Source organism: Citrobacter sp. Cb080, from assembly GCF_030334745.1.
Classification (GTDB): domain Bacteria; phylum Pseudomonadota; class Gammaproteobacteria; order Enterobacterales; family Enterobacteriaceae; genus Citrobacter; species Citrobacter braakii.
Map to the genome: position 1 here is coordinate 245,702 of NZ_JAOWDG010000078.1, position 14,127 is coordinate 259,828.

A 14,127-nucleotide genomic window follows, 5' to 3' on the forward strand; every position below is an offset into this window, starting at 1 on the left:
CCTCGCGCTTTTTTGATGTAAAAAGCTATAATGCACTAAATTGGTGCAACACTTTTCAGGAGACTGCTGAATGGCAACCGGCACGCTGCCCGATGCTGGGCAGATCCTCAATTCTTTAATCAACAGCATCTTACTCGTCGACGATGAGCTGGCGGTACATTACGCCAACCCGGCGGCACAACAGCTGCTCGCCCAAAGCTCCCGCAAACTGTTTGGTACCCCACTTCCCGATCTGTTGAGTTATTTCTCCTTAAACATCGGGCTGATGCGAGAGAGTCTGGAAGCAGGCCAGGGCTTTACGGATAACGAAGTGACGCTGGTGATAGATAGCCACTCACATATCCTCTCTGTGACCGCTCAGAGGCTGCCTGATGGCCTTATCCTGCTGGAGATGGCGCCAATGGATAACCAGCGCCGTCTGAGCCAGGAACAGCTCCAGCACGCCCAGCAGATCGCTGCCCGCGATCTGGTGCGCGGCCTGGCGCACGAAATTAAAAACCCGCTGGGTGGATTACGCGGCGCGGCGCAACTGCTCAGTAAAGCGCTTCCGGACCCGGCGCTGACCGAATATACCAAAGTCATTATTGAGCAGGCCGACCGCCTGCGTAATCTGGTCGACCGTCTGCTGGGACCACAACAGCCGGGAATGCACGTCACAGAAAGTATTCACAAAGTGGCGGAGCGCGTGGTAGCGCTGGTCTCGATGGAGCTACCGGAAAACGTCACGCTGATTCGTGATTACGACCCGAGTCTGCCTGAATTACTGCACGACCCGGACCAGATCGAGCAGGTTTTGCTGAACATCGTGCGCAATGCTTTGCAGGCGCTGGGACCGGAAGGCGGCGAAATTATTCTGCGTACCCGCACCGCGTTTCAGCTCACGCTGCATGGTATGCGTTATCGTCTGGCGGCGCGGATTGATGTTGAGGATAACGGCCCGGGAATTCCCTCGCATTTGCAGGACACGCTGTTCTACCCAATGGTCAGCGGTCGCGAAGGCGGTACCGGCCTTGGATTATCCATCGCCCGTAATTTGATTGATCAACATTCCGGCAAAATTGAATTTACCAGTTGGCCGGGTCATACCGAGTTCTCGGTTTACCTGCCTATCAGGAAATAAAGGTGACGTTTATGCAACGAGGAATAGTCTGGGTAGTTGATGACGATAGTTCCATCCGTTGGGTGCTTGAACGTGCGCTCGCAGGGGCAGGACTAAGCTGCACTACATTTGAGAGTGGTAAAGATGTACTGGACGCGCTGGCCAGCAAAACGCCGGACGTACTGCTGTCGGATATCCGTATGCCGGGCATGGACGGCCTGACGCTGTTAAAACAGATCAAACAGCGGCATCCGATGCTTCCGGTCATCATAATGACCGCACACTCCGATCTGGATGCTGCCGTCAGCGCCTACCAGCAAGGGGCGTTTGATTATCTGCCCAAACCTTTTGATATTGATGAAGCCGTGGCGCTGGTCGAACGCGCCATCAGCCATTATCAGGAACAGCAGCAGCCGCGTAATATTCAAATCAACGGCCCAACAACCGACATCATCGGCGAAGCACCGGCAATGCAAGACGTCTTTCGCATTATTGGTCGCCTGTCCCGTTCTTCAATCAGCGTATTGATTAACGGAGAGTCCGGGACCGGTAAAGAGCTGGTCGCCCATGCGTTGCACCGTCATAGTCCGCGCGTCAAAGCACCGTTTATCGCGCTGAACATGGCTGCTATTCCGAAAGATTTGATCGAGTCTGAGCTGTTTGGCCATGAAAAAGGGGCGTTTACCGGGGCAAATACGATTCGTCAGGGGCGCTTTGAACAGGCAGACGGCGGCACGCTGTTCCTCGATGAAATTGGCGATATGCCGCTGGACGTGCAGACGCGTTTATTGCGCGTATTAGCCGATGGACAGTTTTACCGCGTTGGCGGTTATGCGCCTGTGAAGGTGGACGTACGTATTATCGCCGCTACGCACCAGAACCTGGAACTGCGGGTGCAGGAAGGCAAATTCCGTGAGGACTTATTCCATCGCCTGAACGTCATCCGGGTGCATCTGCCGCCACTGCGCGAACGTCGGGAAGATATCCCACGCCTGGCGCGTCATTTCCTGCAGGAGGCCGCCCGCGAACTGGGAGTAGAAGCCAAGCAATTACACACTGAAACAGAGGCGGCGCTCACCCGTCTGTCATGGCCGGGAAACGTGCGTCAGCTTGAGAATACCTGTCGCTGGTTAACCGTAATGGCCGCCGGACAGGAAGTACTCATTCAGGACTTACCGACCGAACTGTTTGAAACCACCGTGCCTGACGCACCGTCCCATATGCAGCCAGACAGTTGGGCAACCCTGTTGGCACAGTGGGCGGATCGGGCATTACGTTCCGGTCATCAAAACCTGCTTTCAGAGGCCCAACCGGAGATGGAGCGCACGCTGCTGACCACCGCGCTACGTCATACCCAGGGGCATAAACAGGAAGCGGCACGGCTGCTCGGTTGGGGCCGTAATACCTTGACGCGAAAGTTAAAAGAACTCGGAATGGAGTGACGATCGGTCACTGTGTAAAGATTGATAATTGAGCGCAAATTGCTGCTATTTTGCGCTTTACTGTTCCGATGAGTTAAGTATGATCGTGCCCGGCAAACGGGGGGAAGTCATCATGCTGGAATCAATGATAAATCTGCTATCGAGCGGTGCGGTTGAAAGCCATACGCCACAAACTGCGGTTGCCGCCGTGCTGTGTGCGGCGCTGGTTGGGCTGTTCAGCTAGCGGGTTTGTCGGGTGGCGCTTCGCTTACCCGACCTACGTATTGAGATTTCGTAGGCCCGGTAAGCGAAGCGCCACCGGGCAACCCGGCTAAATAACGCGCGAGAACTGCTGCAAACGCGCTTTTTGGCGCAGATATGCATCGAAGCACATGCAAATATTACGAATCAGCAGACGCCCCTTCGGCGTAACCTGAATCCCCTTCTCATCCACATCCACCAGCCCATCTTTCGCCAGCGGCGCCAGCAGTTTCAGGTCTTCGGCAAAATAGTCAGCGAAGTTCAGACCCCATTGCTGTTCCACGGCGGCATAGTCGAGGCGGAAATTGCAGATCAGGAGCTTAATAACATCCCGACGAATGCAGTCGTCGCGGGTCAGGGCAATTCCGCGCCACAGCGCATTCCCCTGCTCGTCTACCTGCTGGTAATAGTGCTTCAGCTCTTTCTGATTCTGCGCGTAGTTGTCGCCAATCATACTGATGGCCGATACGCCCATCCCCAGCAGATCGGTATCCCCCTGGGTGGTATAGCCCTGGAAATTGCGATGCAAAACGCCCTCGCGTTGAGCAATGGCCAGTTCGTCATCCGGGCGGGCAAAGTGATCCATGCCAATGAACTGATAGCCAGTTTCGGTCAGTGAAGAGATGGTCTCCTGCAGGATATCCAGCTTCTGCTGCGCGCTGGGCAGGTCGGCATCTTTAATCTTGCGCTGGGCAGCAAACAGCGTCGGCAGGTGCGCGTAGTTAAAAACGCTCAGACGGTCTGGATTCAGCTCAGCCACGCGTTTCAGGGTAAAGGCGAAGCTCTCTGGCGTCTGTTTTGGCAGGCCATAAATCAGATCGATATTCGTTGAGGTAAAGCCAATCTCCCGCGCATGATTCAGCAGCGCAAAGATAAACTCCTCATCCTGCTCACGGTTCACCAGGCGCTGGACTTCTTTGTTGAAGTCCTGCACTCCCATGCTCAAACGGTTAAAACCTTCAGCGCGTAAATGATCAAGGACATCCAGCTCGATTTCACGCGGATCCACTTCGATCGAGATTTCGGCATCGTCGTTAAAGTTGAAATTGCCACGCAGCAGTGACATCAAACGGCTGATTTGCGCTTTATTCAGATACGTTGGCGTGCCGCCGCCCCAGTGCAGCTGGCTGACATGGCGTCCGGCGAACAGCGGTGCGCGATGGATAATTTCTTGTTCCAGGGCATCGAGATATTGATCTGCTTTATGCTGCTGGCGAGTCACAATCTTGTTGCAGCCACAGAAGTAGCACAGTTTGTGGCAGAACGGGATGTGAACGTACAGCGAGAGCGGACGCTCAGGATAACGCGCCACGGCCTTTAGAAATGCTTCTGTGCCGTAGTCTTCAGAAAACTCCAGCGCGGTCGGGTACGAGGTATATCGTGGCCCGGAATAGTTATATTTCTGGATCAGGGCCAGGTCCCAGTCTATTAACTGCTCTGACATGCTCACTCCTTCCGATGGCGTCTCTGGCGGGTACGGCGTACCGGCTTAACCCCAGTGCGGGTGATAAGCCGGTTGCGCAGCCACTTCTGTCGCCGCGACAACCGCTGTAGTTTAACGAATAACCACACCAGATAACATATAACCGGAAGGGTTATAAGCAGGACGGGAAGACCCACGGTGTAAAACCGTTAGTTGCCGCCTTTCAGCAGACGCATCATGTCTTCCTGCTTTTCTTCCTCTTCCTCTTCTTCCTCGTCATCGTAAGAAAGACCCAGCTTTTGCATCAGCTCATCGATGCGGTCCAGCTTGACATCAACCCAGGTCTGATCTTCCGCACTCAGGGTTTCTCCTGCTTCAAGACGCTCCAGCAGCGCATCCAGGCGCTCATCCGTTTCCAGTAAATCCAACTCAGCCTGTGGTGAAAGCATAGGTTTCTCACTCTTCGGTTTGTGCTGTTTGGTGACTTTTTCGGTCACGCCCAATGGAATGGGGTTTTTGCTGCCAATACGAGGATCTTTTTGCTTATTTTGGTTTCCGCCACCAGATGCGCCTTCGCTACCGGACGCACGGCTACCCGCCGCATGACCACGGTGTTTTTTCTGGCGCTTACGGTCGCGAGCTTCCTGATTAATTTCTTCGCGTGTTTTACGACGCGCTTTTGCAGGACCTTTACCGCGTGGTGTAGAAGTTGGTTTCATCATGATTCGTCTTTGGCTGTTTTATTCAGTATATAATTGCGCCGGAATCTAGCAGAAATAAAGAAAAAAGGCGACAGAGTAATCTGTCGCCTTTTTTCCTGACTCTCAACCCTTACGGGCTCTACAATCCCTGTTGGCTATCAACACACCCTGTTTTTCCCTTAGCCTGAAACATTCCGTGTTGTTTCCATTTCCTTTTACTAACGTCTCCGGACGTTTGTCTCCCTGACAATCCTGTGTCTTCGCCTCCTGGCGCTCCTGACCCTCATCCTGAGTCGACTATCCTGTCAGCTTCCTCGCTATGGGCGCTACTTTACCGCTTTGGTTTAAACGTACAAGTAACCTGGGTAACAATTTCGGACTTTAAGAATAGTGCCTTATCTTAACTATATGATTTATTTTAGTTACGTCATTTTTTACTCTGTCATCTCGTATAGAAACTATCGGCAATGTCTCACAAAGTGCGAGGTTTTTACTTACATAGCCTACGCGTCGAAAAACCAGCCTTTTGCTGGGGTTCAGGTATAATCGCTGCAAAGCCCTGATTGATGGAGAGGACTGCTTTGACTAACTTGAATTATCAACAGACGCACTTTGTGATGAGTGCGCCTGATATTCGCCACTTACCTTCCGATACCGGTATCGAAGTGGCTTTTGCTGGCCGTTCCAACGCAGGCAAATCCAGTGCGCTAAATACCCTGACGAATCAAAAGAGTCTGGCGCGTACATCTAAAACGCCGGGTCGTACTCAGCTCATCAACTTGTTTGAAGTCGTTGACGGCAAACGCCTGGTCGATTTGCCAGGATACGGTTATGCCGAAGTTCCGGAAGAGATGAAGCGCAAATGGCAGCGCGCGCTGGCTGAATATCTGGAAAAACGTCAGAGCCTGCAAGGTCTGGTGGTATTGATGGATATTCGTCACCCGCTAAAAGACCTCGACCAGCAGATGATCTTGTGGGCGGTTGAGAGCAACGTTCAGGTTCTGGTACTGCTGACTAAAGCAGACAAGCTGGCCAGCGGTGCGCGCAAAGCCCAGTTGAATATGGTACGTGAAGCCGTACTGGCATTTAACGGTGATGTACAGGTAGAAGCATTTTCATCACTGAAAAAACTGGGCGTGGACAAACTTCGGCAGAAGCTGGATAGCTGGTTTAGTGAACTGGCGCCGATTGAAGAGATGCAGGCCGGGGAATAACCCACCGATATGCCGGATAGCGCCGCTGCGCGTCTTATCCGGCCTACAGCCTGTACGAAACTTTTCTTTCGCACAATAAAAAACGCCCCAGTCATTACTGACTGGGGCGGCTAAAATATTCAGCCAAATCCGATTACGTGAAGTAAAAGGTCTGAAAGATAGAACATCTTACCTCTGTACCCTACGTGAATAACTTTACTCTTTTTTGAGCAACTCAGAAAGCACTTTTTGTAATTTTTTTTCATTCCTTACATAGGGAATTCTAATGGACATCACAAAAAGTTCTATCTTATGTTGCTTAGTTACGAAAAAGGGGCGTTATTCAGTAAACCCTTAGTGCGCCTGATCCCAGTTTTCGCCACTACCGACTTCCACCAGCAACGGCACATCAATCTGGGTCTCGTTTTCCATCAGTTGATGGATCTTTTTAGAGACGCTTTCGAGGTCATCTTTATGCACTTCAAACACCAGTTCATCGTGTACCTGCATGATCATGCGCACACGTGGTTGCTCGGTTTGCAGCCACCCGTCCACCGCAATCATGGCTCGTTTGATAATGTCTGCGGCAGTACCCTGCATCGGGGCGTTAATTGCCGCGCGCTCTGCACCAGCGCGACGAGCGCCATTACTGGATTTAATATCCGGTAAATAGAGACGACGCCCTTCCAGCGTTTCGACATAACCTTGCTCTTTTGCCTGTGCACGGGTGCGTTCCATATATTCCAGCACGCCAGGGTAGCGTTCGAAGTAGAGGTCCATGTACTTCTGTGCTTCTTTACGTGGAATATTCAACTGGCGCGCCAAACCAAAGGCACTCATCCCGTAGATCAGACCGAAGTTGATGGCTTTCGCGCTGCGGCGTTGTTCACCAGTCACGGAATCCAGCGGTAAGCCAAAGACTTCCGCCGCCGTTGCGCGGTGAATATCTTTCCCTTCGGCAAATGCGGTAAGCAGACCTTTATCACGCGAGAGATGCGCCATGATACGCAGTTCAATCTGTGAGTAGTCTGCAGAGACAATCACGTAGTCTTCTGGCGCAATAAACGCCTGACGAATACGACGACCTTCGTCATTACGTACCGGGATGTTCTGCAGGTTTGGATCCGTAGATGATAAGCGCCCGGTAGCGGTCACCGCCTGGTGATAGGAGGTGTGAACGCGCCCGGTTTTCTTGTTAATCATCAACGGAAGCTTATCCGTATAGGTCGACTTCAGTTTTGCTAAGCCGCGATATTCCAGGATCACTTTCGGCAATGGGTAATCGAGCGCGAGCTCTTCCAGTACCTCTTCCGACGTTGATGGCGCGCCGCCAGGGGTTTTCTTCAGCGGCTTAATACCCTGCTTTTCAAACAGGATAGTTTGCAGTTGTTTGGTGGAAGAGAGGTTAAACGCTTCTCCGGCGATCTCGTGCGCTTTTTGCTCCAGCTCGTTCAAACGCAGCGTCAGCTCTTCTGAATGTTTGTGCAGAACAGCCGGATCGATTTTCACACCATTGCGCTCAACACGAGACAAAACAGGAACCAGCGGCATATCGATATTTTCAAAGACGTTCAGCGGTCCTTTATGCTGCTGCAATTCTGGCCACATTTTGAGATGGAGCTGTAGCGTAACGTCGGCGTCTTCCGCAGCGTAACGTCCGGCTTCTTCCAGCGCTATCTGGTTAAAGGTCAACTGGTTTTTGCCCTTTCCGGCGATCTCTTCAAAGGTGATGGTTTTATGTTTCAGCCAGCGGTCCGACAGGCTGTCCATATCGTGTCGGCCAGCGACGCTGTTAAGAATGTAGGATTCGAGCATGGTGTCAAAGGTGATACCACGCAGTTCGATGCCATAGTTCGCCAGGATACCGCGATCGTACTTCAGGTTTTGCCCGACTTTATGCTCGTTCTCATCTTCCAGCAGCGGCTTCAGCAATGCCAGCGCGCGGTCGCGAGCGATCTGATCGGGGGCGTCCAGGTAATCGTGGGCAACAGGAACATATGCAGCCACACCCGGTTCAATGGCAAAAGACAGGCCAACCAGATTCGCAGAGATGTTGTCCAGGCTGTCAGTTTCAGTATCGAAGGCAAAGACAGGCGCTTTTTTCAGCTTCGCAATCCACTCTTCCAGCGTCGCTTCATCCAGAATTGTCACATAGTTATCATACGAGAGAACCGTGGCCGGCCCCTCAGGCGTTTCATCGACGGCGATAGTTTCCTGTGGTTTTGCCGCCGGCTTCGTTCCTTTCGCCTGTAGCCATTTACCCGCTTCAACGTCAGTAACCCAACGCTTGAATTCATACTGTTTAAACAGGCCAAGCAGTTCATCCGCTGCCGGCTGACGTACTTCCAACTGCTCGCAGGTCAACTCCAGTTCAACATCCGTTTTAATGGTAGCCAATTGATAAGAGAGGTACGCTACCTCTTTATTCTGCTCAAGCTTGCCCGCCATAGTTTTCGCACCACGGAAAGTCAGCCCCGCGATTTTGTCTGATTCAGCATAGAGGGTATCCAGCCCCCCCAGCCCCTGCAGCAGAGCCTGCGCGGTTTTTTCACCTACGCCAGGAACGCCTGGGATGTTATCTGAGGAATCCCCCATCAGCGCCAGGAAATCGATGATCAGTTCTGGTGGAACACCATATTTATTCACCACTTCATCCGGGCCGAGGATCGTATTGGTCATGGTGTTGATCAGGGTGATATTCGGCGTCACCAACTGAGCCATATCTTTATCACCGGTGCTAATCAGCACCGGACGCCCCACCTTCTCTGCTTCTCGCGCCAGCGTACCGATGACATCGTCTGCTTCCACGCCCGAAACGGCCAGCAGTGGCAACCCCATCGCTTTTACCATCGCATGCAGAGGCTCAATCTGCGCACGCAGATCGTCCGGCATGGGTGGGCGGTGTGACTTGTAGTGTTCGAATAACTCATCACGGAAGGTTTTACCCTTAGCGTCGAATACCACCGCAGCATGGGTCGGCTGATATTGCAGAATCAAGCTACGCAGCATGTTGAGGACACCATACATCGCGCCAGTAGGTTCTCCTGCACTGTTGGTCAGCGGCGGGAACGCATGGTATGCGCGATACAGGTAAGAGGAGCCATCTACAAGGATAAGTGGGTTTTCTGGGATCTGAACCATAATGTCCGTGCCTGTTTATCAGATTATGGGTAAAGGATGCCACAGACAGGATGAAAACATGAGTTTTTCGCCGCATTTGTCGAAAAACTTTTGTAGATCTTCTGCTTTGATCGCAAAGAAGACTGTGGATAACTTTGTGAATAAATAATTTTCAGCTCTTTAAATATAGCAATGAAATTAACACATCATTTTATTTATACATATATTTCAGAAGCTTAAATAAATACGTAGCATTTTATTCCATTTATACAGCTTATATCCTGATGTGGATAGATATTCCCTTTTTTTCTATTCAGGGAAGATCCATCATTTGGTTCGTTTTCTGATAAAATCAGCCCCTTGCGCCTCTTTAGCGCACTATCTATGGCTAACCTTTTGAATAATTTAATTATGACGAGAATACTCGCTGCGATAACGCTGTTGCTGAGTATCGTATTGACCATATTGGTCACGATTTTTTGTTCTGTGCCGATCATCCTTGCCGGGGTTGTAAAACTCCTTTTGCCCGTTCCCGTTGTCTGGCGCAAGGTTTCTGTCTTCTGTAATTTCATGATGTACTGCTGGTGTGAAGGTCTGGCGCTACTGCTACACCTCAATCCGCGACTGAAGTGGGATGTCGAGGGACTGGAAGGTCTTAGCAAGAAAAACTGGTATCTGCTCATTTGTAACCATTACAGTTGGGCTGACATCGTTGTGCTTTGCGTGCTGTTCCGTAAGCACATCCCCATGAATAAATATTTCCTCAAGCAACAACTGGCCTGGGTGCCCTTTATTGGCCTGGCCTGCTGGGCGCTGGATATGCCGTTTATGAAACGCTATTCGCGAGGCTACCTGCTCCGTCATCCAGAACGGCGCGGTAAAGATGTCGAAACAACGCGTCGTTCCTGCGAGAAGTTTCGCGTACACCCGACAACTATTGTGAATTTTGTCGAAGGTTCACGCTTTACCAAAGAGAAACGTGAGCAAACCCGCTCTCCTTATCAAAACTTGCTCCCTCCAAAGGCGGCCGGTATTGCGATGGCATTGAACGTACTGGGGTCGCAGTTCGATAAAATGTTGAACGTCACGTTGTGCTATCCGGAAAATAGCAGCCGACCGTTCTACGATATGCTGAGCGGTAAGCTAACGCGTATTGTCGTGCGGGTAAATCTGGAGCCAATTCATGAAGAGTTACACGGTGATTACGTGAACGATAAGGGATTCAAGCGTCGGTTTCAGCTGTGGCTTAATACGCTGTGGAGTGAGAAAGACGCGCAACTCGACGCGATTAAAGCCTCAAATGAAAAAGCCGGTCAGCACAAGTGACCGGCTTTTGCTTTTACTTCTGACCAACCAGATACTTCACAGTATCCGCATACTGTTGTACAAAGATATCCATGCTGCTGGTATCCATGCCCTGCGGATTTACCTGATATTTGCCATTCACGAACATTGCCGGAACGCCCTGCAGCTGTAAATCAGCCGCCGCTTTTTCCTGCTGCGCCACGAGTGATTTCACCACGAAGCTGTTCCATGCCGCATCATAGTCTTCACCCTTAATACCCGCGTCGACAAACACTTTACGGATATCAGCTACAGACTGAACGGTCTGGGTTTTCTGAACACCTTCAAACAACGGAACGGTTACTTGATCTTCAACGCCCAGCGCCATAGCAACGGCCCAAGCTTGCGTCAGATCTTTGCCCAACGGCCCCAGAAACTCGACGTGGTACTTAGTCATCTTAGTGCCTTCCGGCAGTTTTTTCTTCACGTTATCAGATACGTGAAGAACTTCTTCAAACTGATAGCAGTGCGGGCAGTAGAAGGAGAAGAACTCCAACACTTGCGGTTCACCCGCAACAGGCTTTTCCAGAGTGATGTATTGTTTGCCATCCTGGAACTGCGCTGCAGATGCGCTAAAAGCTAAAACCATACCAGCCAGCGCCAGCCATAATTTTTTCATGTTCAAATTTCTCCGATTAATACATTGGCGTTAATTGTAAGGGGGGCTCTTGCAGAATTTTTGCCTGCTCAATAAAGGTCGCGGTCTGACGATGCCAGTAATCTTCCCCGGTTAACCACGGGAAGTTTTTTGGAAACGCAGGGTCAGCCCAACGTCGAATTAGCCAGGCAAGATAATAAACTAAACGCATAGCGCGTAAAGGTTCTATCAGTCCGATTTCAGAGGTGTCGAACTCACTAAACTCTTCATAAGCCTCGATAATGGTTTCAAGCTGCATGCGTTGTTCAGCTTTATCGCCATTGAGGAGCATCCATAAATCCTGAACAGCCGGGCCATTGCGGGCATCATCTAAATCGACAAACATCGGACCATCGCGCCACAGAATATTACCGGCATGACAATCACCGTGCAGACGTAACGTGGTAAAACGTGCATGCCAGCGTTCGGTAACGACCGCGATAAGCGCATCCGTTGCCTTCAGGAAAGCCGCTTTTTGCCCTGATGGGATCAACTGTGCGTGTTCAAAAAGCTTACGCGGCTCAGTCAGGTATTCTTCAAGGCCAATCGTCGGGCGAAAGGCAAAAGTACGCTTGCATCCGGTCTGATGCATACGCCCCAGATAGCGCCCCACCGCCTCCATCTGATCGATATTGTCGGCCTCAAACTGCCGCCCGCCGACGCTGGGGAAGATCGCATAATGGAAACCCTGATGGCTTAACAGCGTTTGGCCGCTTAGTACCAGCGGTGCAGCTACCGGGACTTCATCGCTTACCAGTTCCAGAGCAAACTGGTGCTCTTCCTGGATCTGCTCGACAGACCAACGTTCAGGGCGATAAAACTTAACGACAAAGCGTCGACGGTCTTCGTCCTGGAATTGATAGACACGGTTTTCATAGCTGTTAAGCGGGGTAAGCCCGGAGTCCACCCGGATCCCCTGCTCAAACAGTGCATCCATGATGGTATCCGGGTGTAGCGTCTGGAAATTAAAAGCGTTGTCGTTCATCCCATCATCCGGAAAATACTACGAATGATTCAGGATATCATTTCGCAGCGCTTTCGGTGGTGGCGATTACAAGCTTTTACTCTTTAATTACGCCACGTGCGCGGAGTAGTGCGGTTTTAAAATCTTCTTCATAATCTTTCTGAATACCTGGGATGACGGCGTCTTTCGCCGAGTCACGCATTTTCAGGTGATAGATCAGAATGTCATCAGTTAAATCCGCCAGTTCGCCGTCAAAACCTGACTCTTGCGCCAGTTTCTGTAAAAATTGCATCAGGTTAAGATCGGGTTCCTTCTGCCAGGCCGGCTGGAGGAGTTCAATAACTTCATTCAGACGTTTACATTTCATGGTTGTGCTCCTTAGGCTCAATACAGATACGTTAGCAGGGTCAATCCCACATTAAAAGAGGCGATATCAGTGATTCTGGATAGTGCAATAACAGGGGTTGTGCTGGCAGGCGGTAAGGCCAGACGGATGGGCGGAACCGATAAAGGTCTGCTTGAGCTGGATGGTAAACCTCTTTGGCGGCATGTGGCCGATACCCTCGCTTTACAGGTCGAAACCGTGGTGGTTAATGCCAATCGCCACCGGGATATTTACCAACAAAGCGGCCTGAAAGTTATCCCTGATTCATTGGCCGATTTCCCTGGCCCACTGGCCGGGATGCTATCGGTATTCCTGCAGCAAGCGGGGGAGTGGTTTCTGTTCTGCCCGTGCGATATGCCCTATATTCCTCACGATCTGGTCAAACGTTTGAAGGAACAGCGCAAAGCTGCACCGGTTGTCTGGGTGCATGATGGCGAAAGAGATCATCCGACCATTGCGCTAATGCACCGCACCATGCAACCCTTGCTACAGGATTATCTTCAGTCCGGTGAAAGACGCGTTATGGTCTTTATGCGCCAGGCTGGCGGTCATGCTGTCGATTTCAGCGATCATAAAGATGCGTTCGTGAACGTGAACACCCCTGAAGAACTTGCAAAATGGCAGGACAAATCATGATCCCATTACTCGCTATAGCAGCATGGAGCGGAACGGGAAAAACTACGCTGCTTAAAAAATTGATCCCGGAGCTACGTGCCAGAGGCATTCGTCCCGGATTGATTAAGCATACTCATCACAATATGGATGTTGATAAGCCCGGCAAAGATAGCTATGAGCTACGCAAAGCCGGTGCAGCACAAACCCTGGTCGCCAGCCAGCAGCGCTGGGCATTAATGGTAGAGACCCCGGAAGAGCCCGAACTGGATTTAGCGTACCTGGTAAGCAGGATGGATGGTTCTACACTGGATATGGTGTTGGTTGAAGGCTTTAAGCATGAACCTGTTGCTAAGATCGTTCTTTTTCGCGACGGTTGCGGGCACAGTCCAGAGGACCTGGCGTTAGACAACTATGTTATCGCGGTTGCCAGTGATATTCCGCTTGCGGTGGATGTTCCATTGTTAGATATCAACGATATACAGCAAGTTGCCGATTTTGTTACGCAATGGATAAGAAGATAGCTGCTGTGTCGTGATACGCTTTTGTAGGCCGGATCAGGCGGGAGGTCACATCCGGCAGTTTTCATTCCCTGCAGACGCAAAAAAGCCCATCCGGCAGGATGGGCTTCTTCACTTATTTGATGCCTGGCAGTTCCCTACTCTCGCATGGGGAGACCCCACACTACCATCGGCGCTACGGCGTTTCACTTCTGAGTTCGGCATGGGGTCAGGTGGGACCACCGCGCTACAGCCGCCAGGCAAATTCTGTTTATCAACACGCTTTTCGCATGTCGATGTCATCTGTAATCAAGCTGAATTTCGATGTCTCATCCGCCAAAACATCTTCGGCGTTGTAAGGTTAAGCCTCACGGTTCATTAGTATCGGTTAGCTCAACGTATCGCTACGCTTACACACCCGACCTATCAACGTCGTCGTCTTCAACGTTCCTTCAGGACCCTTAAAG

Annotated in this window: 14 protein-coding genes, 2 rRNA genes and 1 pseudogene; 7 read left to right on the forward strand and 10 right to left on the reverse strand. The window is 51.2% G+C overall.

Annotated features, from left to right (window positions below):
* Positions 1-70: 70 nt before the first annotated feature.
* The 3 genes from glnL (at position 71) to OGV38_RS18365 (ending at position 2,764) form a co-directional block, all read left to right on the forward strand.
* Complete coding sequence (gene glnL / locus OGV38_RS18355) at positions 71-1,120, forward strand: nitrogen regulation protein NR(II) (protein WP_016155163.1); 1,050 nt, start codon at positions 71-73, stop codon at positions 1,118-1,120.
* 11 nt (positions 1,121-1,131) lie between these two features.
* A complete protein-coding gene (gene glnG / locus OGV38_RS18360) occupies positions 1,132-2,541 on the forward strand; it encodes a nitrogen regulation protein NR(I) (RefSeq protein ID WP_269519841.1) in 1,410 nt (469 codons plus the stop codon).
* A gap of 112 nt (positions 2,542-2,653) precedes the next feature.
* Positions 2,654-2,764 (forward strand): YshB family small membrane protein, encoded by a 111-nt coding sequence (locus OGV38_RS18365; protein WP_003028631.1) that lies wholly within the window; start codon positions 2,654-2,656, stop codon positions 2,762-2,764.
* Between the two features lie 87 nt (positions 2,765-2,851).
* On the opposite strand, the gene hemN is transcribed toward OGV38_RS18365, so the two are convergent.
* From hemN to OGV38_RS18380, 3 genes and pseudogenes are all read right to left on the reverse strand, one after another.
* Positions 2,852-4,225, reverse strand: coding sequence for an oxygen-independent coproporphyrinogen III oxidase (hemN, locus tag OGV38_RS18370; RefSeq protein ID WP_075848752.1), 1,374 nt, complete (start codon positions 4,223-4,225; stop codon positions 2,852-2,854).
* A gap of 188 nt (positions 4,226-4,413) precedes the next feature.
* Positions 4,414-4,923, reverse strand: coding sequence for a Der GTPase-activating protein YihI (gene yihI / locus OGV38_RS18375; protein ID WP_286474359.1), 510 nt, complete (start codon positions 4,921-4,923; stop codon positions 4,414-4,416).
* A 105-nt stretch (positions 4,924-5,028) separates the two neighbouring features.
* A pseudogene (locus OGV38_RS18380) lies at positions 5,029-5,277 on the reverse strand (hypothetical protein).
* Between the two features lie 209 nt (positions 5,278-5,486).
* Here OGV38_RS18380 and yihA point away from each other — a divergent pair.
* Entirely contained in the window at positions 5,487-6,119 is a 633-nt protein-coding gene (gene yihA, locus OGV38_RS18385; protein WP_269519844.1) for a ribosome biogenesis GTP-binding protein YihA/YsxC, read from the forward strand.
* A gap of 119 nt (positions 6,120-6,238) precedes the next feature.
* Here the strand turns inward: yihA and spfP are convergent, their stop codons facing one another.
* On the reverse strand, positions 6,239-6,286 hold the full coding sequence (gene spfP / locus OGV38_RS25150; RefSeq protein WP_071892919.1) for a small protein SpfP: 48 nt from the start codon (positions 6,284-6,286) through the stop codon (positions 6,239-6,241).
* Positions 6,287-6,452: 166 nt separating this feature from the next.
* Positions 6,453-9,239, reverse strand: coding sequence for a DNA polymerase I (gene polA / locus OGV38_RS18390; protein ID WP_286474353.1), 2,787 nt, complete (start codon positions 9,237-9,239; stop codon positions 6,453-6,455).
* A gap of 363 nt (positions 9,240-9,602) precedes the next feature.
* Between polA and yihG the strand changes: the two genes are divergently transcribed.
* Positions 9,603-10,544: a 1-acylglycerol-3-phosphate O-acyltransferase, YihG family gene (yihG, locus tag OGV38_RS18395; protein WP_016157862.1), complete on the forward strand. Its 942-nt coding sequence runs from the start codon at positions 9,603-9,605 to the stop codon at positions 10,542-10,544.
* A gap of 13 nt (positions 10,545-10,557) precedes the next feature.
* Here the strand turns inward: yihG and dsbA are convergent, their stop codons facing one another.
* The 3 genes from dsbA to OGV38_RS18410 form a co-directional block, all read right to left on the reverse strand.
* Positions 10,558-11,181: a thiol:disulfide interchange protein DsbA gene (gene dsbA / locus OGV38_RS18400; RefSeq protein ID WP_016155156.1), complete on the reverse strand. Its 624-nt coding sequence runs from the start codon at positions 11,179-11,181 to the stop codon at positions 10,558-10,560.
* Between the two features lie 16 nt (positions 11,182-11,197).
* On the reverse strand, positions 11,198-12,184 hold the full coding sequence (locus OGV38_RS18405) for a serine/threonine protein kinase (RefSeq protein ID WP_016155155.1): 987 nt from the start codon (positions 12,182-12,184) through the stop codon (positions 11,198-11,200).
* Between the two features lie 76 nt (positions 12,185-12,260).
* Positions 12,261-12,530, reverse strand: coding sequence for a YihD family protein (locus OGV38_RS18410; RefSeq protein ID WP_003028616.1), 270 nt, complete (start codon positions 12,528-12,530; stop codon positions 12,261-12,263).
* A 69-nt stretch (positions 12,531-12,599) separates the two neighbouring features.
* Here OGV38_RS18410 and mobA point away from each other — a divergent pair, with 69 nt between their 5' ends.
* Together mobA and mobB are read left to right on the forward strand one after the other, a co-directional pair.
* The gene (mobA, locus tag OGV38_RS18415; protein WP_016157861.1) at positions 12,600-13,184 is read left to right on the forward strand and encodes a molybdenum cofactor guanylyltransferase MobA; all 585 of its coding nucleotides are present in this window, start codon (positions 12,600-12,602) and stop codon (positions 13,182-13,184) included.
* Entirely contained in the window at positions 13,166-13,684 is a 519-nt protein-coding gene (mobB, locus tag OGV38_RS18420) for a molybdopterin-guanine dinucleotide biosynthesis protein MobB (protein WP_269519847.1), read from the forward strand. The genes mobA and mobB overlap by 19 nt, the downstream gene beginning before the upstream one ends.
* A gap of 121 nt (positions 13,685-13,805) precedes the next feature.
* On the opposite strand, the gene rrf is transcribed toward mobB, so the two are convergent.
* A 5S ribosomal RNA gene (rrf, locus tag OGV38_RS18425) occupies positions 13,806-13,921 on the reverse strand.
* A 96-nt stretch (positions 13,922-14,017) separates the two neighbouring features.
* Positions 14,018-14,127: ribosomal RNA gene (locus OGV38_RS18430) — 23S ribosomal RNA — on the reverse strand; the annotation flags it as partial.